This window comes from Kytococcus schroeteri, assembly GCF_042433515.1.
Classification (GTDB): Bacteria; Actinomycetota; Actinomycetes; order Actinomycetales; family Dermatophilaceae; genus Kytococcus; species Kytococcus schroeteri.
Genome location: NZ_JBHLVH010000001.1, coordinates 71028 through 96587, shown reverse-complemented (window position 1 = coordinate 96587; position 25560 = coordinate 71028). Strand labels below are relative to the sequence as shown.

Sequence of the window (25560 nt, the reverse complement as noted above, 5' to 3'; positions counted from 1 at the left end):
GGAACCCGTCCCACCGAGAGGAGACCCGTGCCCACAGCCACCCACCGCCCCTCCGCCGAGGAGGTCGCCGCCGCCGAGCGCACCTCGATGCTGCGCCAGCCGCCCGCCGTGTGGGCCACCGCCCTGGCCAGCGTGTTCGCCTTCATGGGCATCGGCCTGGTGGACCCGATCCTGCCCGCCATCGCGGAGAACCTGGACGCCACGCACTCGCAGGTCTCGCTGCTGTTCACCAGCTACTTCGCCCTCACCGCGGTGATGATGCTGGTGACCGGCTGGTTGAGCTCCCGCATCGGCGGGAAGCGAACGCTCCTGCTGGGCCTGGCCCTGGTGGCCGTCTTCGCCGCCCTGTCCGGCACCTCCTCGACGGTGGACCAGCTGGTGGGTTTCCGGGCCGGGTGGGGCCTGGGCAACGCCCTGTTCGTGGCCACCGCGCTGGCCGTCATCGTGGCCGTGGCCAGCGGTGGGTCGAGCGTCGCGATCATCCTCTACGAGGCCGCGCTGGGCGCTGGCCTCTCACTGGGCCCCCTCCTGGGCGCGGTGCTGGGCGGCTGGCACTGGCGGGCCCCCTTCTTCGGCACGGCCGTGCTGATGACGGCGGCCTTCGTGGCGCTGCTCGTGCTGCTGCCCGACCTGCCTCGCCCGGCGCAGCGCACGCGGCTGTCCGACCCCCTACGCGCCCTGGGACACGGCGGGCTGCGCATCGTCTCCACCAGCGGGGCGCTCTACTACTACGGCTTCTTCACGGTGCTGGCGTTCGTGCCGTTCGTGCTGGACGCGGGCCCGTACACGATCGGCGCGGTGTTCTTCGGGTGGGGCTTGGCGCTGGCCCTCACGTCGGTCTTCCTGGCCCCGGTGCTGCAGGCGCGGTGGGGCACGGCGCGCACGCTCGTCACGGTGCTGGTGCTGCTGGCCGCGGACCTCGGCGTGACGGCCGCGGCCGCAGCCGGTGGCTCCCGGGCGGTCGTCATCGCGTGCACCGTGGCCGCCGGCGCCCTCCTGGGCGTGAACAACACGCTCTACACCGAGCTGGCCATGGAGGTCTCCGACGCCCCGCGTCCGGTGGCCTCGGCGGGCTACAACTGCGTGCGCTGGATGGGCGGCGTGGTGGCCCCGTACGTCTCCACCCTCGTGGCCGAGCGGGCCGGCGTGGCCTGGCCGTTCGTCATCGCGGCGGTCGTGGTGCTGGTGGCGGCGGGGCTCATCGGCCGCGGGGCGCGGTGGATCGGCGGGCACGAACCGGCGGTCGTCTGACGGGTCAGGCCTCTCGCAGGTCGGCGGTGTCGGTGTGCCAGGCCGCGGCGAGGGCCTCGAGGTCCACGCGGTGGTCGGCGATGCGGCATCCCAGCCCGTTGGGCTTCCAGACGATGCCCTCGTCGGCCCAGTGCTCGGCGGCCCGCGGGCGCAGGTGCGGCGGGAGGTCCCCGTCGGAGTTGGTGACCCGCCACCAGCTCACGAGGTGCCCGTGGTGGGCCATCACCGCGCCGACCTGTCGGGGCCCGGCCCCCACGATGCGGCCGACCTCGCCGTAGGCCACCACCCGCCCCGCGGGCACCAGCTCCACGCAGCGCAGCACCTTCTCCACCAGCAGCTCGTCCACGGCGGCAGCCTGCCACGGGGTGGGGCGCCTTCGACGGGACGGCACCGGGCCGGGGCTGGGCCGCCCGCACGCGAAAACCCACCCGGCACGGGAAAGGTGCTGGCCGCACGGGATGTTTCCCGGGTGACCAGCACCTTTCGCATGCGGCCGGAGGTTTCCCGTGCGCGCAGATGAGGCGGTGCGATCGGGCCGCGGTGAGGCCGGGGCGGCACGCGTCGCCGGGCGGCGCGATCGGGCCGTGGGACCGTCGCGCAGCGACTCAGGCCGCGGGGCGGGCGGCGCGATCGCGCAGCATCATCACGGCCCACACCACCAGGCCCCCGACGGACAGCGCAGCCCCGGCCCACCCGGTGGAGTGCCAACCCCACCCGGCCGCGAGCGCCGCCCCCGCCACGGCCGGCCCCAGCGCGTTGGCCGCGTTGAAGGCCGCATGGTTCATGGCCGCCGCCATGGTCTGCGCCTCACCGGCCACGTGCATGAGCCGCGTCTGCAGCGGCACCACGAGCCCGCCGCCGAAGCCCACCACGGCCACCGAGAGCAGCATCAGCCACCAGTGGTCCACCGTGAGCGAGTAGACCAACGTGGCCACCCCGATGAACGCCTGGAAGGCGCCGGCCACGGGCAGCAGCCGCCCGGCGGGGGTGCGCCCGGCCGCGAGGTTGCCCAGGATGCCGCCCACGCCGTAGGCCATGAGTACCAGCGGGATGCCCCAAGCGGGCGCGTCGGTGTTCTCCAGCAGGGTGGCCGAGAGGAACGAGTACACGGCGAACATGCCACCGAACCCGATGGCGCCCATGGCCAGGGTGAGCAGCACGTCCGGGTTGCGCAGTGCGTTGAGCTCGTGGAACGAGGTGCCGCCCGAGCGCCCGCCGCCCGGCGGCACGAGACGCCAGAGCACGGCCGCCAGGAGCAGCCCACCCACGGCCACCAGGGCGAACGGCAGCCGCCAGGTGGTGGCCTGCCCGATGACGCTCACGGTGGGCACGCCCACCACGGTGGCCACCGTCAGGCCCATCATCACCCAGGCCACGGCCTGCGCCGCCCGCTCACGCCCCATGGCGGTGGCCGCCACCAGCTGGGCGATGCCGAACAGCGCACCGTGCGGCAGACCGGCCAGGAAGCGGGCGCCGACGAGCAACGGCATCGAGGGGGCGAGGGCGGCCAGCAGGTTGCCGGTGGCGAACATGCCCAGCAGCACCACCAGCGCGCGGCGACGCTCCCAGCCGCCCATGACCACCGAGAGCACGGGGGCACCCACCACCACCCCCAGCGCGTAGGCGCTCACCGCCCGCGACGCCTGGGGCTCGGTGACGCCGAACTCCCGCGCGTAGAAGGGCAGCAGGGTCATGGCGGCGAACTCCGTGAGCCCGATACCGAAGGTGGCCGCCGCGAGCCAGAGCACGAGCGTGCGGGCGCTGGTGCGCAGGTGGGCGGAGGGGGCGGCGGGGTGGGCAGACACGGGCACGCCCGGACCAACCGAGGGTCCGGGCGTGCCATTCCGCCGCGGTGGGGCGGGGTGGGTCACACCGTCGGGCGCGACCGCTGGGGTCGGGTCGCTCAGGCGGCGTCGTCGCCGGAGAGGGAGACCTGCAGGTTGTTGCCCTGCACGTACTCGCCGGGCAGGTCCATGCCGGCGTCCTTGAAGGTCATGATCTGCGGCTCGGCGCCGAAGGCCTCACCGTGGAAGCGCATGGCCTCCTCGGCGTTGCCGTCGAAGGTGATGTACGGGTTGAGCTCGGTGGCCACGGGGCCCGCCTGAGGGAGACTGGATGTCAACGGCGTTCACGCCAGGACCCGCACCGTGCGGCGACAGGCCCCCGGAGCGTGACGCGCCACCCACTTCTGCGAGGGGGATGGAGCCGCCTCAGAGGTCCTGCCCGAGGACCCGCGCCCGCTCCAGGTAGGGCGCCGCCTCGGCGTCGCGCCCCTGCCGCTCCAGCGAACGGGCCAGCAGCACCGCGGCATAGGAGTCCTCGGGCCGCTCGGCCAGCATCTCCCGGGCCATGTTCTCCGCCCGCGTGAGCTGCGCGGAGTGGAAGTACGCGCGCGCCAGCAGCAGCCGCACCTCGGCCAGGCCGTGCACCGCGTCGGCCGTTCCCAGCAGGGTCTCTGCCTCCACGGCGGCCTCGCGGTAGAGCTTCTGCTCGAAGAGGAACTGCGCCCGGCGGAAGCGCTCGTAGTCGTCCAGCTCGGTCATCGGCGCTCCAGCAGGCTCTGCATCCTGCGGGTGATGAGGTCGGCCGCCCACCGCGGGGCGATGCGGCTCGCACGGTCCACGAACCTCGCGTCCTTCCCGATGACCACGCGGAAGGCCCCCTCCTCCAGGGCGCGCAGGATCACCTCGGCCGCGTCGGGTGCGCTGGTGCGGGGGAAGGACGACGCCTCGGCCGCCGCGGGGTCGTCCGCCGCCGCCCCCACGGACACCCCGGAGTTGTCCGCGATGCCGGTCTCCACCGCCCCGGGGAAGGCGACGGTCACCGCCACCGGCCCGTCCTTGAGCTCGCAGTACAGCGCCTCGGTGAACAACTTCACCGCCGCCTTGCTCGCGCCGTACGCGGCCTGCCCCGGCACCGGGGTGAGCGCCCCCATGCTCGAGACGTTGAGCACCGCCGCCTCGGGGCGGGCCTGCAGGTGCGGCAGGAAGGCCTGGCAGGTGTTGACCACGCCCCAGAAGTTCACGTCCACCACGCGCCGCACGTCCTCGACGGCCAGCTCCCCGACGGTGACGAACGGCTGGATGACGCCGGCCACGTTGAGCAGGCCGTCCACCGCGCCGTGCTCGGCCACCACGGCCTCGGGCAGCGCCTCCACGGCAGCCCGGTCGGTGACGTCCACGGCGTGGGTGCTCAGGAACTCCCCGGCCCCCTCGTTCACCGCCTCGGCGCGCGTGGCGGCCAGCCCCTCGGCGGAGCGGTCGACCGCGGCCACGCGGGCACCGGCGCGCAGCAGCCCCAGCACCACCTCGCGGCCGATGCCGTCACCGCCGCCGGTGACGGCGAACACCTTTCCCTCGAGCTGCATCTCAGTCCTCCGTCCCGTGGTCGGTCCGCCACCAGGTGTGGAAGGGGGTGACGGGGGTGGTGCGCTTGTGCCGCGAGGTGCGCCACTTCTGCTCGATGCGCTCGGCCACCTCGGCGGGCACCTCCTCGCCCTGCAGGTAGGCGTCGATGTGCGCGTAGGTCAGGCCCAGCTCGTCCTCGTCGGAGCGCAGCGGCTGGTCGTCGAGCAGGTCGGCCGTCGGCTCCTTGGCCCACAGCTGCTCCGGCGCGCCCAGGTGGCGGGCGATCTCGCGGTTCTGCCCCTTGTCGAGCCCGTACAGCGGCAGCACGTCGGCCCCGCCGTCGCCGAACTTCGTGAAGAACCCGGTGACGGACTCCGCGCCGTGGTCGGTGCCGATCACCAGCATCCGCCGCTCCCCCGCGATGGCGTACTGCGCCACCATGCGCAGGCGGGCCTTGACGTTGCCCTTGGAGAAGTCGCTGACCTGGCTGCCCAGCGCGCGGGCGTACTCGGCCTCGAAGGCGTCGGTGGCCGCCCCGATGTCGAAGGTGACCTCCTCGTCGGCGGCCACGAAGCGCATCGCCTCAGCGGCGTCGGCCTCGTCGGCCTGCACGTGGTGCGGCAGGCGCACGGCCACGAACACGGCCTCGCCGCCCTGCTCCCGGTGGCGCTCGGCTGCGAGCTGTGCCAACCGACCGGCCAGCGTGGAGTCCACCCCGCCGGAGATGCCGAGCACGAAGCCCTTCGTGCCCGTGGCCTGCAGGTAGTCGCGCAGGAACTCGACGCGGCGCTCCACCTCGCGCGCCGGGTCGATGGAGGGCTTGACGCCCATCTCGTCGATGATCACTCGCTGGAGATCGCGCATGAGGCCACCCTACGGCCGCAGGTGCGCCATGATGGCCACATGGCCCAGACCTTCCAGGTGACCCGTTCCGTCGAGATCTCCGCCTCCCCCGAGGAGGTGTTCCCGTACCTCAACGACCTGCACCTGTGGCAGCAGTGGTCGCCCTGGGAGGAGGTGGACCCCGACCTGCGCCGCTGCTACTCCGACCCGGCCAACGGCGTGGGCGCCACCTACGCGTGGGAGGGCAACCGCAAGGCCGGCAAGGGCGAGATGGAGATCACCCACTCCGAGGTGGGGCGCGTCAGCCTGGACCTGCGCTTCGAGAAGCCCTTCCGCGCCGACAACCAGGTGGCGTTCACCCTGGCCCCCACCGCAGTGGGCACGCTGGTGACGTGGACGATGACGGGCACCCGCGGCCGCGTCATGGCCCTGGTCAACAAGGTGGCCGACTTCGACGCGATGATCGGCAGGGACTTCGAGAAGGGCCTGGGGCGCCTGAAGCGCGCCGTCGAGACCCGCCTCTGACGCCGTCTCCGGGGCCCTGCGCCCCCCCTCGTGCGTGGGCCGGCGGGTGCTCAGAGGTCCATGAACTTGGGCAGGAAGACGGCCAGCACGGAGGCGATCACGGCCACGTAGTTGACCACCACGACCACCCAGGTCCACTCGCGGAAGAAGTGGCGCACCCCCTCGGACCCCGGCAGGAGACCGCGGGAGACCAGGGCGCCGGTGAGGCCCCAGAACATCGGGATGGTGGCCGCCCAGCAGACCATGCAGTAGATGCAGAGCTTCTCGATGTCGAACAGCGCCTGCGACCACAGCCACACGAGGAAGACCCCAGCCAGGGCCACCCCCACCCAGGTGGCCACCCAGTACCAGCGGGCGTAGCGGGCGCCGGCGAGCAGGCCCGTGCCGATGGCCACGACCAACGCGTAGCCCACGATGCCCAGCAACGGGTTGGGGAAGCCGAACAGCGCGGCCTGCGGGGTGGCCATGACGCTGCCGCAGCTGACCAGGGGGTTGATGTCGCACGAGGTGGAGGCCAGCGGGTTCTCGTAGAGGTGCACCCGCTCCAGCACGAGGACGGCCGCACCCACCCAGCCGACGAGGCCGGTGGTGGTCAGCAGCCAGCCAAGTGCGCGGTCGGTGGCCCAGCGGGGGGTGGTCACGACGACGCCGGCGTCGTCGACCTCGGCGTCGAGGCGTTCGCTCACGGCAGGATCCCTTCGTCACGTGGCCACGGATCGGCTTCCGCGGCCCCCTCATTGTGCGCCACCGCACACCACCCGCCCCGGGCGGGGAGGACCCCGGGGCGCGTACACCGCGAGTGAGGTTCGCCTACCCTTCACCCTGTGAGCCAGACCGCCCTGCACGAGATCCCCGTCCACGCCGAGGCACGCGCCCGCACGGTGGGCGCTCCCCACCACCTGCCGGCCGTGGCGTCCCTGTACGTCACCCAGTACCTGGGGGTGGGCTTCCTCTCCACGGGACTGCTCGGCATCGCCCGCCAGCAGGGGCTCACCCTCACCGACCTGGCCCTCATCACCCAGCTGGGCATGGTCTGGGCCCTCAAGTTCCTCTGGGCGCCGGCCGTGGACCGCTGGGCACCGCCCGGCCGCGGCGGCCACTACCGCCGCTGGGTGATGTGGACCCAGCCGCTGGTGGTGCTGGGCATCCTGGCCATGCTGCCCTTCGGCGACCTCGGCACCGGCCTGGGCGGCCTGGGCGTGGTCGTGGGCCTCTACCTGCTGGTCTCGGCCACCCAGGACGTGGCCGTGGACGCCCTGGCCGCGCGGCTCTTCGCCTCGCAGGGACGCGGGCGCGTGAACGGCGTGGTCGTGGGCGCGCAGTGGCTGGGCACCCTGGTGGGCGGTGGGCTCGTGGTGGTGGTCTACGACCAGCTCGGGTGGACGCCGGCGGTGCTGCTGCTCGCCGCGGCCGCGGCTCTGCCCTACCTGTGGCTCCCTCGGCTCGACGAGACCTCCGGCCACCACACCGCTCCCCCGCAGCCGCTCCCCCTGGCCTCGCAGGCCCTCGGCGTGTTCCGCCAGCCCGGTGCCGTGCTCTGGGGGCTCGTGGTCGTGCCGCTGCTGCACATCGGCATCGGCGGGGCGTACTTCCTGCTGCAGCCCGCCCTGGTCGATACCGGGTGGTCGCTGAGCCGCGTGGGCGTGGTGCTCTCGGTGGTGGTGGCCGCCCCGGCGATGCTGGCCGGCCTGGCCGCCGGCCACCTGCTGGACCGCTGGGGCCGCCGCTCGGTGCTGCTGCTCACCGGGCTCGGCGGGGCGCTCTCTCTGCTGCCGCTGCTGCCGCTGGCCGCCGGGCACGCCCCGCTGGGTGGGACCGTGGCCGCGCTCACCGGGTTCGTGGTGCTCAACGCCGTGGCCAACGCGCTGGTCTACACGGTGAGCATGGACCTCGCGCGCCCCGACAGCGCCGGCGGCGACGTCACGCTGCTGGCCTCGCTGGCGATGGTCGTGTACTTCGTGGGCGGCGGCGCCCTGCTCGCCCTGGCCGACTCCCTGGGCTACACCGCCGTGCTCGGCATCTCCGGCGCGTTCTACCTGGCCGCCACCGTGGCCGGCCTGCTCTTCCTGCGCCGCCGCCCGGACGTGGCCGCGGCGCGCGCCGACTGAGCCCGTCCCCATCGACCGGCCGGCCCACCCCGACCAGCCCCCTCGACGCGACGACGCCCGGCCCCCTGGGGGACCGGGCGTCGTCGGTGGTGCCGGACGGCTCAGCGCAGGCCGGCGGAGTGGGCACCGTCGGTGCCGGTCACGACCGCCTCGCCCTGGCCGTCGCGGACGCGACCCTCGACGCGGTCCACCCAGAAGTCGGCGTTCGTGATGCCGATCTCCCGCGGGTCGAACTGCGGGTCGCGGCCCTCCTTGAGCTGGCGCTGGTAGTCCTTCAGCGCCTTCACCGCCGGGCCCTGCAGGATGAGGATGGCGATGATGTTGAGCCACGCCATGAGGCCCACGCCGATGTCACCCAGGGTCCACGCGTCGGCGGCCGACTGCACGGCGCCGTAGGCGGTGGCCAGCAGGATGGCCAGCTGCACCAGACGCACGGCCACCGCACGCGTGAGCGGGTTGGACCGACGGAACAGGTAGGTCACGTTGGTCTCGGCCATGTAGTAGTAGGCCACGATCGTGGTGAACGCGAAGAACAGCAGCGCGATGGCCACGAACGAGCCGCCCAGGCCGTGGAACACGGTGTCCAGCGCGGCCTGCGTGTAGGTGGGGCCGGCCTCGGCACCGTGCACCTCGGCCGGGCCCTCCAGGAGCAGGGCCTTGTCGTTCTTCTCGTCGAAGACCTCGTACATGCCCGTGGACAGGATCATGAACGCGGTGGCCGAGCAGACGAACAGGGTGTCGATGTAGACCGCGAAGGACTGAGCCAGACCCTGCTTGGCCGGGTGCGAGACCTCGGCCGCCGCGGCGGCGTGCGGGCCTGTGCCCTGACCGGCCTCGTTGGAGTAGATGCCGCGCTTCACACCCCAGGCGATGGTGGCACCGAGGATGCCGCCCAGCGCCGAGTCCGTGCCGAAGGCGCTGGAGAAGATCAGCTGGAAGACGTGCGGGACCTCCGAGAAGTTGACCACCAGCACGATGAGGGCCAGCAGGATGTAGCCCACGGCCATGAACGGCACGACCATGGAGGCGAAGGTGGCGATGCGCTTGATGCCGCCGACCACGATGAAGGCCAGCGCGATGACCACGATGATGGCCACCCACAGCGGGTCGACGCCCCAGGCGCTGTTCATGGCCTCGGCGATGCCGTTGGACTGCACGCCCGGCATGAACAGGCCCATGGCCAGCACCGAGACGATGGCGAAGAGGATGCCGTACCAGCGCTGCCCCAGGCCCTTCTCGATGTAGTAGGCCGGGCCACCGCGGTACTCGCCGGAGTCGTCGCGCTCCTTGTAGATCTGGCCCAGGGTGGACTCGATGAACGAGGTGGAGGCGCCGAGGAAGGCCACCACCCACATCCAGAAGACGGCGCCGGGGCCACCCATGGCGATGGCGGTGGCCACACCGGCGATGTTTCCGGTGCCCACGCGGCCGGACAGCGAGATGGCCAGCGCCTGGAAGGACGAGACGCCCGAGGCGGACTCCTCGCCGTGCAGGATCTCGTGGACCATGCGGCCGATGAGGCGCACCTGCGGGAAGAGCAGGCGCGCGGAGAAGTAGAGGCCGGCGGCGAGGCAGAGCCACACCAGCCACTGGGACCAGACGATGTCGTAGATCGCCGTCAGGGTTTCGGACATGGGGAACCTTTCGGAGGACAGCCGGGTGGGCTGGGTCTCCCCGAACGCTAGGCGCCCACCGGGGCCAGTGCGATGACCGTTCGACAACGGATCTGCAACGATTCGGCAAAGGGAGCCGACCGGGCCCCGTGACCGCGAAGGAGGCGACATGCGCATCGGCGTGCCGACAGAGGTGAAGAACAACGAGTTCCGGGTGGGGATGACCCCGGTGGGCGTGCGCGAGCTGACGCAGCGCGGGCACGAGGTGCTGGTGCAGGCCGGTGCCGGCCTGGGCAGCGCCGTCACCGACGAGGAGTACGCGGCCCAGGGTGCCCGCATCGTGGAGTCCGCGGACGACGTGTGGGGCGAGGCCGAGATGGTGGTCAAGGTCAAGGAGCCGGTGGCCGAGGAGTACCACCGCCTGCGCGACGGCCTGACCCTGTTCACCTACCTGCACCTGGCCGCCGAGCCGGAGCTCACGAAGGCGCTGCTCGAGGCGGGCACCACCTCCATCGCGTACGAGACCGTGCAGCGCACCGACCGCTCGCTGCCGCTGCTCTACCCCATGAGCGAGGTGGCCGGCTGCCTCGCGCCGCAGGTGGGCGCGGCCTCCCTGCTCAAGGCCCGCGGCGGACGCGGCGTGCTCATGGGCGGCGTCGGCGGCGTGGCCGGGGCCAAGGTGGCCGTGCTGGGTGCCGGCACCGCGGGGCAGAACGCGGCCAACATCGCGATGGGGATGGGCGCCGACGTCACGCTGCTCGACATCGACCTGGAGAAGCTCCGCATGAGCTTCTGGCGCTACGGCAACCGGGTGCACGGCATCGCCAGCTCCGCGTTGGCCATCGAGGAGGCCGTGACCCGGGCCGACCTGGTGATCGGCTCGGTGCTCATCCCCGGTGCGGCGGCGCCCAAGCTGGTGACCAATGACCTCGTGGCCCAGATGAAGCCCGGCTCGGTGCTGGTGGACATCGCCATCGACCAGGGCGGCTGCTTCGAGGACTCCCACCCCACCACGCACGACGACCCCACCTTCGAGGTGCACGACTCGGTGTTCTACTGCGTGGCCAACATGCCCGGCGCCGTGCCGGTGACCTCCACGCAGGCGCTCACCAACGCGACCCTGCCGTACACACTGCGTCTGGCCGATGCCGGGTGGCGCGACGCGCTGCGGGCCGACGAGGCGCTGGCCAAGGGCCTGTCCACGCACGGCGGGACGCTGTACTCGGCGCCGGTGGGTGAGGCGCTGGGCATCGAGAGCCAGGACGTGGCCGCGGCGCTGGCCGGCTGAGGCGGGGCGCCGGCGGGGGGGTCAGCTCGCACCGCACAAAGGTCCGCCTGTGGTCCGGAGGTCCGGGTTTCCGGACGCACCTCTGGACCACAGGCGGATCTCTGCGTGTGGGCGAGGCAGGCACGAACTCACCCCCGGGCCGCCACCGGCCGGTTGCCTCGGGTTCACGGCACGTTCTCCCGTGCCGCCTACCGTGCCGGCGTCCTGCACCCCTCACCCGGGAGCCCTCGTGTCCCGCACCCCTGCCCTCTCCCGCCGCGCCGCCCTCGCGATGGGTGGCACCGCAGCCCTCGCCGCGGCCGCCCCGGCACACGCCGCCAAGCCGACCACCCTGCGGGTGCTGGCCATGAACATCTGGTTCGGCGGCACCGCCGTGCCCGGTGGACGCGCGCTCGTGGCCGAGGCCATCCGCCGCACCAAGGCCGACGTCGTCCTGCTCTCGGAGTCCGGCGACGCCACCGCCGACCTCGCCGCCACCCTCTCGGCCGGCGGCCAGCGCTGGCACCACGCCTCCAGCTCCGACACCGGAGTGCTCTCGCGCTTCCCCATCGTGGACAGCGCGGTGATGCCCTTCGTCACCAAGGCCGTGATCGACCTCGGCGGCCGACAGGTGGCCGCATACGCCGCACACCTGGAGTACCGCTGGTACGCCACCTACCTGCCCCGCGGCTACGGCGCGGGCGTGCCCAGCGGCCCCTACTCCGGCTGGGACCTGCTGCCCGGCGGGCCCGTGACCGATGCCGGGACCGTGCTGGACGTGAACGCCGCCTCGGGCCGCCCGCAGGTGATCGCCGACGTCATCGCCGACGCGCGGGCCGAGCAGGTGCGGCGCCGTGCCGTGCTCATCGGCGGTGACTTCAACGAGCCGTCCCTGCTGGACTGGACCCGCGCCGCCGCGACCACGCAGGACCACCAGGGCCTGGTGGTGCCGTGGCAGTCCACCGCCCTGCTGCGCGAGGCCGGCTACGTGGACGCCTACCGCGCCATGTACCCGAACCCGGTCACCCACCCGGGCACCACGTGGCCCATCAGCAACGAGGCCGTGGGCACCGACCAGCTCACCTGGGCTCCCGAGGCCGACGAGCGCGACCGCATCGACTACGTGTTCGCCTCCCCCACTGCCGGGCTGCGCCTGCTCGATGCCGGACGCGTGGGCACCGGGCGCACCATCGTGCGCAACCAGCGCGTGGCCGAGCGCACCGACGACTACCGCGCCCTGTTCAGCGACTGGCCCACCGACCACCAGGCGGTGCTGGCCACCTACCGCGTGGCCGGGGCGCCTGCACGCGGCTGACGGGCGCGAACGCACACAGATCCGCCTGCGACCCAGATGTCCGGGTTCCCGGGCGCACCTCTGAACCGCAGGCGGATCTCTGCGTGTGGGGCGGCGGCGTGGTTCCGGCAACCCGGCGCGGGCCCCCCGTCTTTTCGCCCGGGAAAAGCGGTCGTGACGGCCGGCCGGTGGCCGGTACGGTCCGGGCATGCCGCACCTGGAGGTCCACGACATCGAGTACTGGCTGCCGGACGGGCGGCCGCTGCTGGGGGCGTCTCGTTCCGGGTGGGGGACCGGCAGCGGGTGGCTCTGGTGGGGCCCAACGGCACGGGCAAGACGACGCTGCTGCGCATCATCTCCGGCGAGCTGGCCGCGGAGGGCAACGTCACCGCATCGGGCAGCGTGGCGCTGATGCCGCAGTTCATCGGGCGGGTGCGGGACGAGTCGACCGTGCGGGACCTGCTGGTGCGCTCGGCGCCGCCGCGGATCCGGGCAGCGGCCGAGGCCGTGGACGCCGCCGAGCTGCGCCTCATGGAGACCGACGACGAACCGGCCCAGATGGCGTACGCCCAGGCGCTGGCGGACTGGGGCGACGCCGGCGGGTACGACTACGAGACCCAGGTGTGGGACGAGGTGGCCCAGGCCGCGCTCGGCGTGACCTTCGAGCGGGCGCAGAACCGGGCGGCCGCCACCCTCTCCGGGGGTGAGCAGAAGCGGCTCGTGCTGGAGGCGCTGCTCCGCGGACCGGCCGAGATCCTGCTGCTCGACGAGCCGGACAACTACCTCGACGTGCCGGGCAAGCGCTGGCTGGAGGAGCGGCTGGCCGGGTGCGGCAAGTCGGTGCTGCTCATCAGCCACGACCGCGAGCTGCTCAGCCAGGTGGCCACCCACGTGGTGACCCTGGAGCCGCACGCCGCCGGGGCCAGCGCGTGGACGCACGCCGGGTCGTTCAGCGGCTGGCACGAGGCCCGCGAGGCGCGCAACGCCGCCCTGGAGGAGCGCCTGCGCCGGTGGGAGGAGGAGCACGCCAAGCTCAAGGCGCTGGTGCTGCGGCTCAAGGTGAAGGCCGAGTACAACGACGGCATGGCGCCCCGGTACCGCGCGGCACAGACGCGCCTGGCGAAGTTCGAGGAGGCCGGACCGCCGGAGAAGCTCGCCGCCACGCAGAACGTGCGCATGCGGCTGCGCGGTGGGCGCACGGCCAAGCGCGCCGTGGTGACCGAGGGGCTGGAGCTGCGGGTGCCGGCGCTCGAGGGTGGTGGCGCCGCGACGCTCATGGAGCCGTTCGACCTGGAGGTGTGGTTCGGCGAGCGCGTGGCGGTGCTGGGGTCCAACGGGTCGGGCAAGAGCCACTTCCTGCGCCTGCTGGCCGGTGGCGGGTCCGACCCCGAGCCCGAACACCGCCCGGTGGGCGACGTGGCCCCGCCGCCGGTGGACCACCGGGGCGTGGCCCGGCTGGGCTCCCGGGTGCGCCCCGGCTGGTTCGCCCAGACCCAGGACCACCCGGCGCTCATGGGCCGCACCCTGCTGGAGATCCTGCACCGCGGCGACGACCACCGCGACGGGATGGGCCGCGAGCAGGCCGCCAAGGTGCTCGACCGCTACGGGCTGGCCGCTGCCGGCGAGCGCACCTACGACCAGCTCTCCGGAGGGCAGCAGGCACGCTTCGGCATCCTGCTGCTGGAACTCTCCGGCGCCACCCTGCTGCTCCTGGACGAGCCGACGGACAATCTCGACCTGCACTCGGCCGAGGCGCTCCAGGACGCCCTGGAGTCGTTCGAGGGCACCGTGGTCGCCGTGACCCACGACCGCTGGTTCGCCCGCACCTTCGACCGCTTCCTCGTGTTCACCTCGCAGGGGCGGGTGGTGGAGACCCCCGAGGCCGTCTGGGACGAGACGCGGGTGCGCCGCCGCCGCTGAACCCCCTCAGGCGCGCTGCACGCCCGCGGCGAGCAGCGCCTCGTCGACCATCGGGGCGATGCGGGGCTGCATCTTGGTCTCGCCCTTGGCCATCGAGGAGAGCGAGCCCGTCCACGAGCCGTCGGCAGCGGTGGGCTGGCCGACCCAGACGGTCCGGGCGAGCTCGAGCTGCGTCAGGGCGGGGTCCTGCTGGGCGGCCTTCTGCGCCTCGATGACCTCCGTGGCCTGGGCGTCGGTGAAGTCCTCGCTCTTGGCGGCCCCGACCGCGCCGAGCATCCACTTGCCCCACGGCCCGTGCAGCTCGTTCACCTTCAGGACCCGGGAGACCTTCGTGCGCACCTGGTCGGCGGGGACGTCGGCCACGACGCGGTCCGCGGAGGCCAGCACGATGCGCCCCGGGCTGATGGTGAGGATCACCGGGGTGCTGCGCTGGGTCATGACCTTCTCGAACAGGAACATGCCGATCTTCAGGGGCGTCCCCGACTGCGGTGCGTTCACGTGGTCCTCCTGGGCTGCGTGTGCTGGGCGACGTCCGCCCCGTTCACTGGCCCTCGCAAGGTAGCAACCCGGCAAGGCCGCCACCCCCGCCGCGGGGATGGCGGCGAAGACGACCTGGATGGTCGCCATGCGCCAGCGGCCCGCCAGCTGGGCACGCATCTCGAGGTCGATGAGGCCGTGGGAGACCTCGTCGAAGCGCTCGGCGTCCTGCCACCCCGACGGCGGGACCGACTGGCAGAGTGGCCCGCACAGGGTGGGCGGCGGCGCCCGACAGGACTGGTACGAGGAGGACCACGGTGGGGCGAGACGGATCGGTGAAGCCGGGTGACGGGTCGACCGTGACCCCCGTGACGGGGTGGCAGTCGCTGTGGCGGGGCCAGTTCACGGCCATGGCCGACGGGCACGAGTACACGCTCGACGTGGACTACCTCGACATCGGCGAGAAGCTGGTCCTCCACCGGGACGGCCGTCAGGTGGCGGTGGGGCGCAGCACCGCGACCTTCGTCCTGGACGACCTCCCGGGTGATCCCGGCCCCGACGCAGCCGACCGCCGGCACCCCCGCGAGCGCACGCCCCGCATCGAGGCCGCGTTGAGTTTCTACGGCATGAAGCGGGCGCACCTGGTGACCGATGCGGGGGAGCAGCCCCTGACCCCGGCCGCCGGCACCGGGGAGGCCTGGCGAGCCGGCCTCGACGAGCGCCACCCCACCGCCAGCCGGGTCCTCGGGGCGCTCTCGCTCACCGTGCTGCTCGTGGCGCTGGGCCTGGAGCTGCCGCAGCTGCTGCAGGCGTTCACCCGGGCCGACTGGTGGCAGTCGCTCACCGGGTGGACCTTCCACTCCCCGATCGAACTGCCCGCCCCGGTGAACGCCGGCCTGACCGTCGCTGGCGTCCTCGCGGGGCTCGAACGGGCGCTGCGCCTGCAGCACAACGCCTGGCTGGACGAGTGACCCGATGGGGTGACGCGCCGCCCGTCGACCGCAGGCCCCCTGCACGCGTCGGGTGAGCCGCGTCGGATCAGCACGACGTCAGGCCAGCCCGAACTCCTGCGCGTACTCCGGTGCGAGGTCCATGTACCCGTCCCACTCGATGGTGGCCTGCTCCCCGGTCTCCAGGGACTGCTGCAGGCGGTCGAGGTAGAACTCCCACCCGGGGCCGACCTCGCGCACCATCTCCCGGCTGTTCAACGGCTGGCTGAAGGTCAGTGCGGTCCCCGGCTCGGCCTCGGTGAGCTCCACATCCATGGTCCACACCTGGGTGGGGTCGTCGTGGACGTTGTGCACCCGCAGGTGCCGCGGCGGTCGCACCGCCAAGCGCGCCGTGGTGACCGAGGGGCTGGAGCTGCGCGTGCCTGCGCTCGAGGGTGGCGGCGCCGCGACGCTCATGGAGCCGTTCGACCTGGAGGTCTGGTTCGGCGAGCGCGTGGCCGTGCTGGGGTCCAACGGGTCGGGCAAGAGCCACTTCCTGCGCCTGCTGGCCGGTGGCGGGTCCGACCCCGAGCCCGAACACCGCCCGGTGGGCGACGTGGCCCCGCCGCCGGTGGACCACCGGGGCGTGGCCCGGCTGGGCTCCCGGGTGCGGCCGGGCTGGTTCGCCCAGACCCAGGACCACCCGGCGCTGACGGGGCGGACCCCACAGCGACCTCCGCACCCGTCGGCACGGCGAACTCCGCACCGGTGCCGAACTCAGGCCGCCGAGCACCCACTTCCGCACCGGTGCTGAACTCGACTGTCGAGATCGGCACCGGTGCGGTTCTCACGGCCGGGTGACGTCCGAGATCGGCACCGGTGCGGAGTTCGTGGCCGGCGATGCTCGAGATCGGCACCGGTGCGGAGCTCGCCGGCCGCTCAGTGCCAGAGGGCGTGGAAGTGGTGCACCGGCCCCGGCCCGGCCCCCACGTCGAGGGCGTCCGCGTGCTCCAGCGCGGCCGTCAGGTAAGCCTTGGCGTCGGCCACCGCATCGGTCCAGCCCGCCCGCTGCGGGCGCAACGCGGCTACCGCCGAGGAGAGCGTGCAGCCCGTGCCGTGGGTGTTGCGCGTGGCCACCCGAGGAGCGGTGAACTCCTCCGCCCCACCCGGCCCGGCCAGCACGTCGGTGCTCGCGGCGCCGTCCACGTGGCCGCCCTTGAGCAGCACCCGCGCCCCCAGCCGCTCGTGCAGCGCGGCAGCCATCGCCCGCTGTCCGGCCAGGTCGCGCGGCGGTTCGGCCCCGGCGAGCACCCCCGCCTCGGGACCGTTGGGCGTCACAAGGTCCACCACCGCAACCAGCCGGCGCACGGCCTCCACCGCGTCGGCGTCCAGCAGCCGTGATCCGGCCGTGCTCACCATCACCGGGTCGAGCACCACGGGGCAGTCCAGCCGGCGCACCACGTCGGCCACCGCATCGGCCACCGGCGCCGTGCCGAGCATGCCGATCTTCACCGCGTCCACGCGCACGTCCTCCAGCAGCGTGACCAGCTGCTCGGTGACGAACCCCGCCGGCACCGGGTGGACGCCCGTGACCCCGCGCGTGCTCTGCGCCGTGAGCGAGGTGAGCACCGCGCAGCCGTAGGCCCCCAGGGCACTGAAGGTCTTGAGGTCGGCCTGCACACCCGCCCCGCCGGAGGGGTCCGAGCCCGCGACGGTGAGCACCACCGGCACGCGCGCGCTCCCCGCCCCTGCCGGGCCCCCGTGCGCGCTCACCGCCACAGCTCCCGGAACTCGCGTGCGGCCGCGGCCACGTCCGGCGCCGCGCACAGCGCCCGCACCACCGCCACGCCCTCGGCCCCGCACCCACGCAGCTCGCCGATGTTCTGCGGGGTGATGCCGCCGATGGCCACGCCCGGAAGCTGGCTCGCCGCCCGCATCGCACGGGCCCCCTCCGGCCCGATGGCGGGATCGTGCGCCACCTTGGTGGGTGTGGGCCACACCGGGCCGATGCCGATGTAGTCCACCGTGCCCGGCGGCAGGGCGCTGGCGGCACGGGCCTGCTCCACCGAGTGCGTGGACAGCCCGACGAGCACGTCCGGCCCCACCTCCTCGCGGGTCTGCACCGGCGGGGTGTCGGTCTGGCCGATGTGCACCCCCTGCGCCCCGATGGCGTGCACCAGGTGGGCGCGGTCGTCCACCAGCAGCGGCACTCCGGTGCCCTCGAGCACCTCGCGGATCTCCTGCCCCAGGCGCACGAACGCGACGTCGTCGAGGCGCTTCTCGCGCAGCTGCACGATGGTGACGCCGCCGGCCACCGCATCGCGCACCACGGCGGGCACGCCACGCGCGCCGCAGCGGGCGGTGTCGGTGACGAGGTAGAGCGTGAGGTCCAATGCGGGGCGGCCGGGCACCGACGGGCGCGTGGGGGCGGGTGTGGCCGCGGGGTGCGGGGCCGGCTGGGCAGGGTGGTTCACGATGACGTCCCTCCGCTCGCGTGAACGAGATCAGGTTCCACGGGTGTGTTCTCAGCCCCGGTGGGGCACCCCGCGTCGTCGGCCACCCTAGGTGGTGGGGCGTCCCGCCCTCGGGTGGGTGTGTGGCCGGGGCGGGGCCGGGGCGGCACCCCTCCGGACGTGCTCACCTCCGGAAAGCTTTCAGATCCACCGCGCCGTCGTGGTGGTTCTGAAAGCTTTCCGGAGGGTGGGGCGGCGGAACCCGGAGGTCTGCACGGAACCCGGAGGTCTGAGGCCGCTCGGGTGGGTCTGCTGCGGAGGTGGGCCCCATCGCCCCGCCGCACGGGAAAGGTGGCGCGGCACGGGAAGGGACGCCCCCGCACGGGAAGCTTCGCGTGCGGCCAGCACCTTTCGCGTGCGCAGTGAGTTTTCGCGTGCGACGGGCGGTGCGATGGGGGACGCGGCGGGGCGATGAGGCGAGGATGCCGGAGGGCGTGGGCTGGGCGATGCCGGAGCGGGCTTCCCCGCCCAGGCCCAACGACGTCCCCCCTCACGCCTGGCGGGCGCCGCGCATCATCCACGCGTGGTTGGCCCGCAGCACCGCCCGCGCACCGGGCACCCACAGCGCGTGCCGCAGCACCGGGTGCGCCAGCCGGCACCGCTGCCGCCACACGATGCGGCTGCCCCCGCCGCACGCCACCACGCGCACCTCGATCGTCCCCACCAGGTCGCCCGCGGACCGGGCCACCAGCCGGCGCCCCACCGGGTCCTCCACCACCCGCCGCAGCGAGAACCGCAGGGGCACCGGCAGCAGGCTGCGCACCACCATCGAGCCCGCGCCGTCCCCGGTCCGCCGCGCCGCCCGCGCCTGCGGCCACCACCCCGGGAAGCCCTCCGGAACCGCCCACCGCGCGTACACCGCTGCCGGAGCGCCGGGTTCGGTCCACGAGTGGGTGAACACGAAGGGGCGGTCGGCAGGGCGGGGCACGTGCCCCATCGTGGTCCACGCACCGCGGCGCTCCCGCGTGCGGCCCCGACACCCCGACAGGCATGATGGCCCTGCGGACCCGGCACACCGCCGGCCCACCCGCCGCACACCACGGAGGTCACCATGAGTCTCGAGTCCGGCCTGCACGCGCGCTTCTCCCAGGCGTTCGCCGACGTGGCGGACACGGTGACCGACTGGGACGCCCCCACCCCGGTCAAGGAGTGGACCGCCGGCGACGTCGTGGAGCACCTCATCGACTGGTACGAGTCCGTGCTGGAGAACTGGGTGGACATGGACTTGCCCGACCGCGACCCGCAGGCCGACCCCGCCACCGCCTGGCGCCAGCGCGCCGCCGACGTGCAGGAGCTGCTCGACGACAGCGAGCGCTCCACCATCGTGCTGGACGAGGGCCCGTTCGCCGGCCAGACGATCGCCGAGATGACCGGCGACCTGTACGTCTCGGACATCTACATGCACACCTGGGACCTGGCCCGCGCCGCCGGCGTGGAGCCCGACCTGGACCCCGACTACGCCGAGCAGATGCTGCAGGGCATGGAGCCCATCGAGCAGATGCTGCGCCAGTCCGGCCAGTACGGCCCGGCGGTGGAGACCGAGAGCGAGGACCCGGTGGAGCGCCTCATGGCCTTCATCGGCCGCGACCCGCAGTGGCGCCGCCCGGGTGCCCCGGAGGGTGGCGCCAGCCCGATGTGACCCGGGCGATCGCGCCCCGCCCCCTCGGGCAGGATGGCCCCGTGCCCGCCTGGACCCGCCGCGCCCCCGCACCGCACTTCCGCACCGCCACCGACCGGGCGGTGCGCCAGTTCGGCCTGTACACGCTGTTCTCGGTGGCGCTCGTGCTGGTCACCTTCCTGTTCCTGGGCGGCGCGGTGCTGTGGGTGGCCCTGCCCGCGCTGCGCTGGCTGACCCTGCCCTCGGTGCTGCTGATGCTGGTGTGCTCGGTGTGGATGGCGCGCGAGGCCCTGCCCCTCCAGGACGAGGGCGAGCTCGCCGGCCCGGCGTGGGCCGCGGTGGCCGGCACCGTGGCCGCGGGCACCGTGCTCACCGCCGTCCCCGCCTGGGCGGCCGAGGAGCCCCGCATCCTGCCGATGATGGGCTACACGGCCATGTCGGTGGCGATGATGCTGGGCCTTGCCGTCCGCTGGCGGCTGGCCACCACGCTCGCGTGCGTGCCGGCCCTCGCCGCGTGCCTGACCCTGGCCGTCCGCGACCTGCGCCTGGTGCCCATGTCGGCCGTGGGCCTGGGAATCGGCCTGGGGACGGGGCTCTTCATCGGGTACTGCAGCGCGTGGGCCATGAGCGTGGTGCGCGCGCAGGCCCGCCACCACCGGGTGGCCGCCGACCTGGCGGTGGCCGAGGAGCGGCTGCGTTTCAGCCGCGACCTCCACGACGTGCTGGGCCGCACCCTCTCGGTGGTGGCCCTCAAGAGCGAGCTGGCCGGGGAGCTGGCGCGGCGGGGCGACGGGGAGGCCGCCGCCGCGGAGACCGACGCCGTGCGCTGCCTCGCACAGGAGGCCGCGGACGACCTCCGGGGCGTGGTGCGTGGCTACCGCCGCATGGACCCGGCCGCCGAGCTCGAGGGCGCGGTGGCCCTGCTGCGCTCGTCCGGGGCCGAGGTGCACGTCGAGGGCGCCGAGCACGTGGAGCACCACCCCGGCTGGCCGCCGGCCACCTCCGAGGCCGTGGGCTGGGTGCTGCGCGAGGGCGTCACCAACGTGCTGCGCCACTCCGACGCCCGCACCGTGCACCTGGCCGTGCGCCCCGGCCCCACCGACGTGTCTCTGGAGCTGGTGAACGACCGCCCCCGGCAGGCCCCCACCGGCCCCGATGCGGGGAGCCGCCCCCGGGGCACGGGGCTGGCCGGCCTGCGCGAGCGGCTCCGCCAGGCCGGCGGGCACCTGGCGACCCACCCCACCGCCGACAGGTTCACCCTCGTGGCGACCCTGCCCACCGACGCACCACCCACGCCTGCCCCGTCCCCCCAGGAGACCCGATGACCCCCGACGCCACCGGCACCACCCCGGCCCGCACCCGCGTGCTGCTGGTGGAGGACGAGACCCTCATCCGCGAGGCGCTGGCCTCCCTGCTGGCCCTCGAGGAGGACCTCGAGGTGGTGGGTCGTGCCGGCTCGGTGGCCGAGGCCCAGGCGGTGCTGCGCTCCACCGAGGTGGACGTGGCCCTGCTGGACCTGCAGCTCCCGGACGGCGACGGCATCGACCTGGCCGTGCACCTGGCCCAGGTGCAGCCGCAGGCGGCGAGCCTCGTCATCACCAGCCACGGGCGACCGGGGTACCTCAAGCGCGCTCTGGAGAACGGGGTGCGCGGGTTCCTGCCCAAGACCGTGGGACGCCGCGCGCTCACCGAGGCCGTGCGCACGCTGGCCACCGGCGGGCGGTACGTGGACCAGGAGCTCGCCGCCGACGCCCTGGCCGCGGGCGCCTCGCCCCTGAGCGCCCGGGAGGCCGATGTGCTGGAGCTCTCCGCCGACGCGGCCCCGGTGGAGGAGATCGCCGAGCGGGCGCACCTCTCCCCCGGCACGGTGCGCAACTACCTCTCGGCGGCGGTCACCAAGACCGGCACGGCCAACCGGCACGAGGCCGCGCGGGTGGCCCGCGCCAAGGGGTGGATCTGAGGGGTCCCGGCTCGATGCGGGGGCACGGGCCGACGAGGGGACCGAGCCGGTGCGGGTGGCCCGCATGACGTCCGTCATGCCGCGGCGGTGAGGCCTCCCCGGCATCCGGTGCACGGGTTCACGGGTGGGTGGCCGGTGACGGCCCGAGGCTGGAGCCACCACCGAGACACCAGGAGGCCACCGTGCTGGACGCACTGCAGAACTTCACCGAGGGCCTGCCGCCCGCCCTCCAGTGGGCCGGCATCGCGCTCGTGAGCGCGATCCCGTTCGTGGAGAGCTACTTCGGTTCCACCATCGGCGTGCTGGCGGGGCTGCACCCCGCCGTGGCCGTCGCTGCCGCCGTGGTGGGAAACGTCGTCTCGATGCTGCTCTTCGTCACCCTGGCCGGCACGGGCCGCGCCCTGGCCACCTCCGGCGCCGAGGAGGAGTCGCCCCGCCGGCGCCGCTTCCGCCGGGCCTTCGACCGCTGGGGCGTGCCGGGTGTCTCGCTGCTGGGCCAGACCATGCTGCCCAGCCAGGTCACCTCCGCCCTCATGGTGGGCCTGGGCGCCGACCGCCGCGCCGTCATCGGCTGGCAGTGCGTGAGCATCGTGCTGTGGGGCGTGCTCTTCGGCGCCCTGGCCAGCCAGGGCGTGCAGCTGCTGCGCTGAGACGGGTCAGGCGCGGCGGGCCGTGGCCAGGAAGGTCGGGTAGTCGCCATCCGGCTTGGTCACGGCCACACCGTCGACCACCGTCACCCGCTCGAACCCGGCGTCGGCCAGCCAGAGGCTGAACTGCTCGCGGTCGAACCCGTCGTGGCCGTGGAAGTCGTCCACCTGGGCGTGGAAGGAACCGTCCGGGTCGGTGTCCAGGTCGAGCACCGCGAGGTGGCCGCCCTCGGCGAGGAGGTCGTGCAGGGCGCCGAGCACCGGCGGCACCTCGACCAGGTGATGCAGCACCAGGCTGCAGACCACCACGTCGAAGCGCTCGCAGGGCACGGCATCGTGGGTGAGGTCGAGCTCGAGCACGCGGGTGCCGGCGGGCAGGTCGCCCTCGGCCACCTTGGCGCGCATCACCGCGAGCATGCCCGCCGAGGCGTCGGCCAAGGTCACCCGGCCCACGTGGTCGGCCAGGGCAGCGGCCACCAGCCCGGTGCCAGCGCCGTACTCCAGCAGCCGCTCGTCGCCGCGCAGGTCGAGCGCGTCGACCACGGCACCGGCCACGGCGGCCGCCTCCTCGCGCTTGCCGGGGGTGCCGTCCCAGGTGGCCGCGCGGTCGTCGAAGTGGCTGCCGTGGTGGGCGGGGTCGTGGTGCGGGTGCTCGGGCACGGAGGTCTCCTGGCCGGTGGGTGCGCGACGGGTGAGGTTCCCCGTCACCATCCGGAGTATGCCGCGAGATCGGCCGGGTCCACCTCGCCACGGGCCGCGGCGTCGAGCGCGTCGAGCAGCCGGTCGAGTGCGAGGTCCAGCTCCTCCTCGCCGATGGTGAGCGGCGGCGTGATCTCCAGGACGTTGTCGCGCACCGGGTAGGCCACCACTCCATGGCCCCAGCCGGCGAAGCTCGTGGTCGCCGCGAGCGCCGCATCGGGATCCGTGGACCCGGCCTCCACCAGCTCCACCCCGAGCAGCAGGCCACGGCCACGGACGTCGCCGACCCGGGCCGCCCCGGGCCGGCCCGAGGCGAGGTAGTCGTTCAGTCGCGCACGTGCCCGGTCCCCGAGGGCCACGGCCCGCGCGGCCAGCTCCCCGTCGGCGAGGGCGGCGAGGACAGCCCGCGCGGCGGCGCAGCACACGGGGTTGCCCACCGTGGTCATGAGCGCACTGGCCACCGGCGTGCCCAGCGCGGCGGTCGGGCCGACGGTCGCCGAGACCGGCAGCCCGTTGCCCAGCGCCTTGCCCAGGGTCACCAGGTCGGCCTCCACCTGCTCGTGGCGGTGGGCCAGCAGGTGGCCGGTGCGGCCCATCCCCGCCTTCACCTCGTCGACCACCAGCAGGGTGCCGAACTCGTCGCACAGGGCACGCAGCCCGGGCAGGAACCCGTCCGGTGGCACCACCACGCCACCGTCGCACTGGATGGGCTCCACCATCACCGCGGCCACGTCACCGGCGGACAACGCCTCCCGCACCTCCGACAAGGTCGCGGCAAGGAGGTCCCCCTCGCACCAGGGCCGGTAGGGGTCGGGGTAGGGCACGAGCACCAACCCGTCCTCGGCCGGCACCCCGGCCTCCACGTGCACGCCCGAGACGCCCCGCGACCGCCCGATGCCGCCGTGGTACCCGCCGCGGAAGGCCACGATGCGCTCGCGTCCGGTGGCGTGACGGGCGGCGGCCACGGCCATGTCGTTGGCGTCCGAGCCGGCGTGCCCCAGGTAGACCTGCCGGTCCTCGCCCCGCGTGGGCACGACCGCGAGCAGCTCCCGGGCCAGCAGCACGGCATCGGGGTGCGTGCCCGAGAGCAGCGACCCACCCGCCGGGGCGCGGACGGCCCGGGACACGGCATCGGCCACGCCCGGGTGGCCCAGCCCCAGACCGGTCGCGGTCCAGCTGGCGCTGAGGTCCAGCACCTGGCGCCCCTCCGGGGTGGTGAGCACGGCACCCTGCCCGGAGGCCGCCACCTGCGGGAAGAAGCGCAGCTTCTCCACCCCGGCCAGCAGCCGCTCGTCCTGGGCGTACCACGCGGCATCGGTCGTCGGGGCGGCCATCACGCCCCCAGCCGCTGGACGGCCCCGAGGTAGCCGGCCACCATCGCCCGGGCCACGTCACGCACCGCCTCGTCCGTGGGCAGGAAGGCCGGGGTGTGCAGCTGCGGGGGCTCGTCGTGGCCCTCCACGCGCACGCCCACGAAGGACATCACCGCCGGCACCTGCTCCCCCAGGTAGGAGAAGTCGTCGGCCCCCAGGGAGCGCATCGGCTCCGTGGGCTCGATGCCGGCACGCACCAGCCAGGCGTCCATGTGCTCCACGAGCTGCACGTCGTTGTCGAGCACCGGCTCCCCGGGCACCACACGCACCTCGGCCGTGGTGCCGAACACCTCGGCCTGCGCCGCCACGGCCCGCTGCACCTCGCGCAGCACCACCTGCCGGTCGGTCGCGTCGGTGGTGCGGAGCGTGGCCAGCACCACGGCCCGGGAGGGCAGTACGTTGGCGCTCGCCGCACCGGCCTGCACGTGCCCCACCGAGAGGGTGGCCGGCCGCATCGGGGACACGTGCCGCCGCACCACCTCCTGCAGCGCCAGCAGCGTGTGGGCCAGCGCGGCCACCGGGTCGGACGCTCGATGCGGGTAGGCCCCGTGGCCGCCCTGACCGGTGATGGTGATGTGCAGCTCGTCGGCCGCCGCGTTCACGACGCCCCCACCGGTGGCCACCTGTCCGGGCGGCACCGCCGGGTGCACGTGGGCCCCGACGGCGGCGGCCACTCCCAGGCGCTCCAGCTCACCGGACTCCACCGCATCACGCGCTCCGGACGGGTAGGTCTCCTCGCGTGGCTGCAGGAAGGGCACCAGGCCCAGGGGGAGGTCGAGGCCCCGGGCGGCACGCACCACGGCCACCAGGGCGGCCAGGTGGACGTCGTGTCCGCAGGCGTGCATGGCCCCGTTCGAGGCCGCGAAGGCAGCCCCCGTCTCCTCGGCCAGTGGCAGGGCGTCGAGCTCCCCGCGCACGAGGACGGCCGGCCCCTCCTGCGGGCCGATGCGCCCGATGCGCCCCACGTCGGCCAGGCGCGCCATGGGGATGCCGAGGGCCTCCTCCACCAGGCGGGCGGTGTCCTCCTCCTCCCCGGAGACGCGCGGGTCGGCGTGCACGCGGTGGCGCAGCTCCACGGCATCGGGCAGGTGGTCCTCCAGGGCGCTCGTCCAGCGCTCCTGCAGGTCCTCCAGCCCCGGCAGGGCAGTGGCGGTCGGGTGGGCGGCGTCAGTCATG

General features: G+C 74.0%; 26 protein-coding genes, 2 pseudogenes and 1 riboswitch. Of the genes and pseudogenes, 12 read left to right on the top strand and 16 right to left on the bottom strand.

Annotated features, from left to right (window positions below; translation table 11 throughout):
* Positions 1–87: 87 nt before the first annotated feature.
* Positions 88–1251 carry an MFS transporter gene (locus ACFFHC_RS00495; RefSeq protein ID WP_083323451.1) on the top strand — a complete coding sequence of 388 codons (1164 nt, stop codon included), beginning with the start codon at positions 88–90 and terminating at the stop codon, positions 1249–1251.
* A gap of 4 nt (positions 1252–1255) precedes the next feature.
* On the opposite strand, the gene ACFFHC_RS00490 is transcribed toward ACFFHC_RS00495, so the two are convergent.
* The 6 genes from ACFFHC_RS00490 to nadE all read right to left on the bottom strand — a co-directional run bounded on the left by ACFFHC_RS00490 (position 1256) and on the right by nadE (position 5462).
* Entirely contained in the window at positions 1256–1597 is a 342-nt protein-coding gene (locus ACFFHC_RS00490) for an MGMT family protein (RefSeq protein ID WP_101849538.1), read from the bottom strand.
* 259 nt (positions 1598–1856) lie between these two features.
* Positions 1857–3056 carry an MFS transporter gene (locus ACFFHC_RS00485; protein WP_238138169.1) on the bottom strand — a complete coding sequence of 400 codons (1200 nt, stop codon included), beginning with the start codon at positions 3054–3056 and terminating at the stop codon, positions 1857–1859.
* A gap of 98 nt (positions 3057–3154) precedes the next feature.
* A complete protein-coding gene (locus ACFFHC_RS00480; protein ID WP_070705213.1) occupies positions 3155–3343 on the bottom strand; it encodes a VOC family protein in 189 nt (62 codons plus the stop codon).
* A 118-nt stretch (positions 3344–3461) separates the two neighbouring features.
* On the bottom strand, positions 3462–3794 hold the full coding sequence (locus tag ACFFHC_RS00475) for a tetratricopeptide repeat protein (RefSeq protein WP_070705214.1): 333 nt from the start codon (positions 3792–3794) through the stop codon (positions 3462–3464).
* The gene (locus ACFFHC_RS00470; protein WP_070705215.1) at positions 3791–4618 is read right to left on the bottom strand and encodes an SDR family NAD(P)-dependent oxidoreductase; all 828 of its coding nucleotides are present in this window, start codon (positions 4616–4618) and stop codon (positions 3791–3793) included. The genes ACFFHC_RS00475 and ACFFHC_RS00470 overlap by 4 nt, the downstream gene beginning before the upstream one ends.
* Position 4619: 1 nt before the next feature.
* Positions 4620–5462: an NAD(+) synthase gene (gene nadE / locus ACFFHC_RS00465; protein ID WP_070705216.1), complete on the bottom strand. Its 843-nt coding sequence runs from the start codon at positions 5460–5462 to the stop codon at positions 4620–4622.
* Between the two features lie 39 nt (positions 5463–5501).
* On the opposite strand from nadE, the gene ACFFHC_RS00460 reads away from it, so the two are divergent.
* Positions 5502–5966 (top strand): SRPBCC family protein, encoded by a 465-nt coding sequence (locus ACFFHC_RS00460; protein ID WP_101849534.1) that lies wholly within the window; start codon positions 5502–5504, stop codon positions 5964–5966.
* Between the two features lie 50 nt (positions 5967–6016).
* On the opposite strand, the gene ACFFHC_RS00455 is transcribed toward ACFFHC_RS00460, so the two are convergent.
* Positions 6017–6652 (bottom strand): vitamin K epoxide reductase family protein, encoded by a 636-nt coding sequence (locus ACFFHC_RS00455; protein WP_070705218.1) that lies wholly within the window; start codon positions 6650–6652, stop codon positions 6017–6019.
* A gap of 138 nt (positions 6653–6790) precedes the next feature.
* Here ACFFHC_RS00455 and ACFFHC_RS00450 point away from each other — a divergent pair, with 138 nt between their 5' ends.
* The gene (locus tag ACFFHC_RS00450; protein ID WP_083323558.1) at positions 6791–8074 is read left to right on the top strand and encodes an MFS transporter; all 1284 of its coding nucleotides are present in this window, start codon (positions 6791–6793) and stop codon (positions 8072–8074) included.
* Positions 8075–8175: 101 nt separating this feature from the next.
* Here ACFFHC_RS00450 and ACFFHC_RS00445 read toward each other — a convergent pair whose 3' ends face one another.
* A complete protein-coding gene (locus tag ACFFHC_RS00445) occupies positions 8176–9708 on the bottom strand; it encodes an alanine/glycine:cation symporter family protein (protein ID WP_070705219.1) in 1533 nt (510 codons plus the stop codon).
* Between the two features lie 148 nt (positions 9709–9856).
* On the opposite strand from ACFFHC_RS00445, the gene ald reads away from it, so the two are divergent.
* The 3 genes and pseudogenes from ald (at position 9857) to ACFFHC_RS00430 (ending at position 14168) form a co-directional block, all read left to right on the top strand.
* On the top strand, positions 9857–10975 hold the full coding sequence (gene ald / locus ACFFHC_RS00440) for an alanine dehydrogenase (RefSeq protein ID WP_070705220.1): 1119 nt from the start codon (positions 9857–9859) through the stop codon (positions 10973–10975).
* A 229-nt stretch (positions 10976–11204) separates the two neighbouring features.
* On the top strand, positions 11205–12269 hold the full coding sequence (locus ACFFHC_RS00435) for an endonuclease/exonuclease/phosphatase family protein (RefSeq protein ID WP_237769772.1): 1065 nt from the start codon (positions 11205–11207) through the stop codon (positions 12267–12269).
* Between the two features lie 187 nt (positions 12270–12456).
* A pseudogene (locus ACFFHC_RS00430) lies at positions 12457–14168 on the top strand (ABC-F family ATP-binding cassette domain-containing protein).
* Positions 14169–14174: 6 nt separating this feature from the next.
* Here the strand turns inward: ACFFHC_RS00430 and ACFFHC_RS00425 are convergent.
* Complete coding sequence (locus tag ACFFHC_RS00425; protein WP_070705602.1) at positions 14175–14666, bottom strand: hypothetical protein; 492 nt, start codon at positions 14664–14666, stop codon at positions 14175–14177.
* Between the two features lie 338 nt (positions 14667–15004).
* On the opposite strand from ACFFHC_RS00425, the gene ACFFHC_RS00420 reads away from it, so the two are divergent.
* On the top strand, positions 15005–15616 hold the full coding sequence (locus tag ACFFHC_RS00420) for a hypothetical protein (RefSeq protein ID WP_141494739.1): 612 nt from the start codon (positions 15005–15007) through the stop codon (positions 15614–15616).
* A 78-nt stretch (positions 15617–15694) separates the two neighbouring features.
* On the opposite strand, the gene ACFFHC_RS00415 is transcribed toward ACFFHC_RS00420, so the two are convergent.
* Positions 15695–16051 carry an SRPBCC domain-containing protein gene (locus tag ACFFHC_RS00415; RefSeq protein ID WP_141494740.1) on the bottom strand — a complete coding sequence of 119 codons (357 nt, stop codon included), beginning with the start codon at positions 16049–16051 and terminating at the stop codon, positions 15695–15697.
* Between ACFFHC_RS00415 and ACFFHC_RS00410 the strand changes: the two are divergent.
* A pseudogene (locus ACFFHC_RS00410) lies at positions 15954–16361 on the top strand (ATP-binding cassette domain-containing protein); the annotation flags it as partial. The gene ACFFHC_RS00415 and the pseudogene ACFFHC_RS00410 sit on opposite strands and share 98 nt — an antisense overlap.
* 152 nt (positions 16362–16513) lie before the next feature.
* Here the strand turns inward: ACFFHC_RS00410 and thiD are convergent.
* From thiD to ACFFHC_RS00395, 3 genes are all read right to left on the bottom strand, one after another.
* Positions 16514–17347 (bottom strand): bifunctional hydroxymethylpyrimidine kinase/phosphomethylpyrimidine kinase, encoded by an 834-nt coding sequence (gene thiD / locus ACFFHC_RS00405; RefSeq protein WP_238329927.1) that lies wholly within the window; start codon positions 17345–17347, stop codon positions 16514–16516.
* Complete coding sequence (gene thiE, locus ACFFHC_RS00400; RefSeq protein ID WP_238138165.1) at positions 17344–18048, bottom strand: thiamine phosphate synthase; 705 nt, start codon at positions 18046–18048, stop codon at positions 17344–17346. Before thiE ends, thiD begins: the two co-directional genes overlap by 4 nt.
* Positions 18039–18131: riboswitch (TPP riboswitch) on the bottom strand. It overlaps the preceding gene by 10 nt.
* A 446-nt stretch (positions 18132–18577) precedes the next feature.
* On the bottom strand, positions 18578–19015 hold the full coding sequence (locus ACFFHC_RS00395) for an SRPBCC family protein (RefSeq protein ID WP_141495056.1): 438 nt from the start codon (positions 19013–19015) through the stop codon (positions 18578–18580).
* A gap of 123 nt (positions 19016–19138) precedes the next feature.
* Between ACFFHC_RS00395 and ACFFHC_RS00390 the strand changes: the two genes are divergently transcribed.
* From ACFFHC_RS00390 to ACFFHC_RS00375, 4 genes are all read left to right on the top strand, one after another.
* Entirely contained in the window at positions 19139–19726 is a 588-nt protein-coding gene (locus ACFFHC_RS00390) for a maleylpyruvate isomerase family mycothiol-dependent enzyme (protein WP_379802516.1), read from the top strand.
* Between the two features lie 41 nt (positions 19727–19767).
* Complete coding sequence (locus tag ACFFHC_RS00385; RefSeq protein WP_379802515.1) at positions 19768–21030, top strand: sensor histidine kinase; 1263 nt, start codon at positions 19768–19770, stop codon at positions 21028–21030.
* Positions 21027–21665: a response regulator transcription factor gene (locus ACFFHC_RS00380; RefSeq protein WP_379802514.1), complete on the top strand. Its 639-nt coding sequence runs from the start codon at positions 21027–21029 to the stop codon at positions 21663–21665. Before ACFFHC_RS00385 ends, ACFFHC_RS00380 begins: the two co-directional genes overlap by 4 nt.
* A gap of 182 nt (positions 21666–21847) precedes the next feature.
* Positions 21848–22315, top strand: a complete 468-nt coding sequence (locus ACFFHC_RS00375; protein ID WP_379802513.1) for a hypothetical protein — start codon at positions 21848–21850, stop codon at positions 22313–22315.
* A gap of 6 nt (positions 22316–22321) precedes the next feature.
* Here ACFFHC_RS00375 and ACFFHC_RS00370 read toward each other — a convergent pair whose 3' ends face one another.
* From ACFFHC_RS00370 to ACFFHC_RS00360, 3 genes are read right to left on the bottom strand one after another with little or no spacing between them, the layout of a single operon-like run.
* A complete protein-coding gene (locus ACFFHC_RS00370) occupies positions 22322–23020 on the bottom strand; it encodes a class I SAM-dependent DNA methyltransferase (RefSeq protein WP_379802512.1) in 699 nt (232 codons plus the stop codon).
* A complete protein-coding gene (locus ACFFHC_RS00365) occupies positions 23017–24345 on the bottom strand; it encodes an aspartate aminotransferase family protein (RefSeq protein WP_101849559.1) in 1329 nt (442 codons plus the stop codon). The genes ACFFHC_RS00370 and ACFFHC_RS00365 overlap by 4 nt, the downstream gene beginning before the upstream one ends.
* On the bottom strand, positions 24345–25559 hold the full coding sequence (locus ACFFHC_RS00360; RefSeq protein ID WP_202820459.1) for a M20 metallopeptidase family protein: 1215 nt from the start codon (positions 25557–25559) through the stop codon (positions 24345–24347). Before ACFFHC_RS00360 ends, ACFFHC_RS00365 begins: the two co-directional genes overlap by 1 nt.
* Between the last annotated feature and the right edge of the window lies 1 nt (position 25560).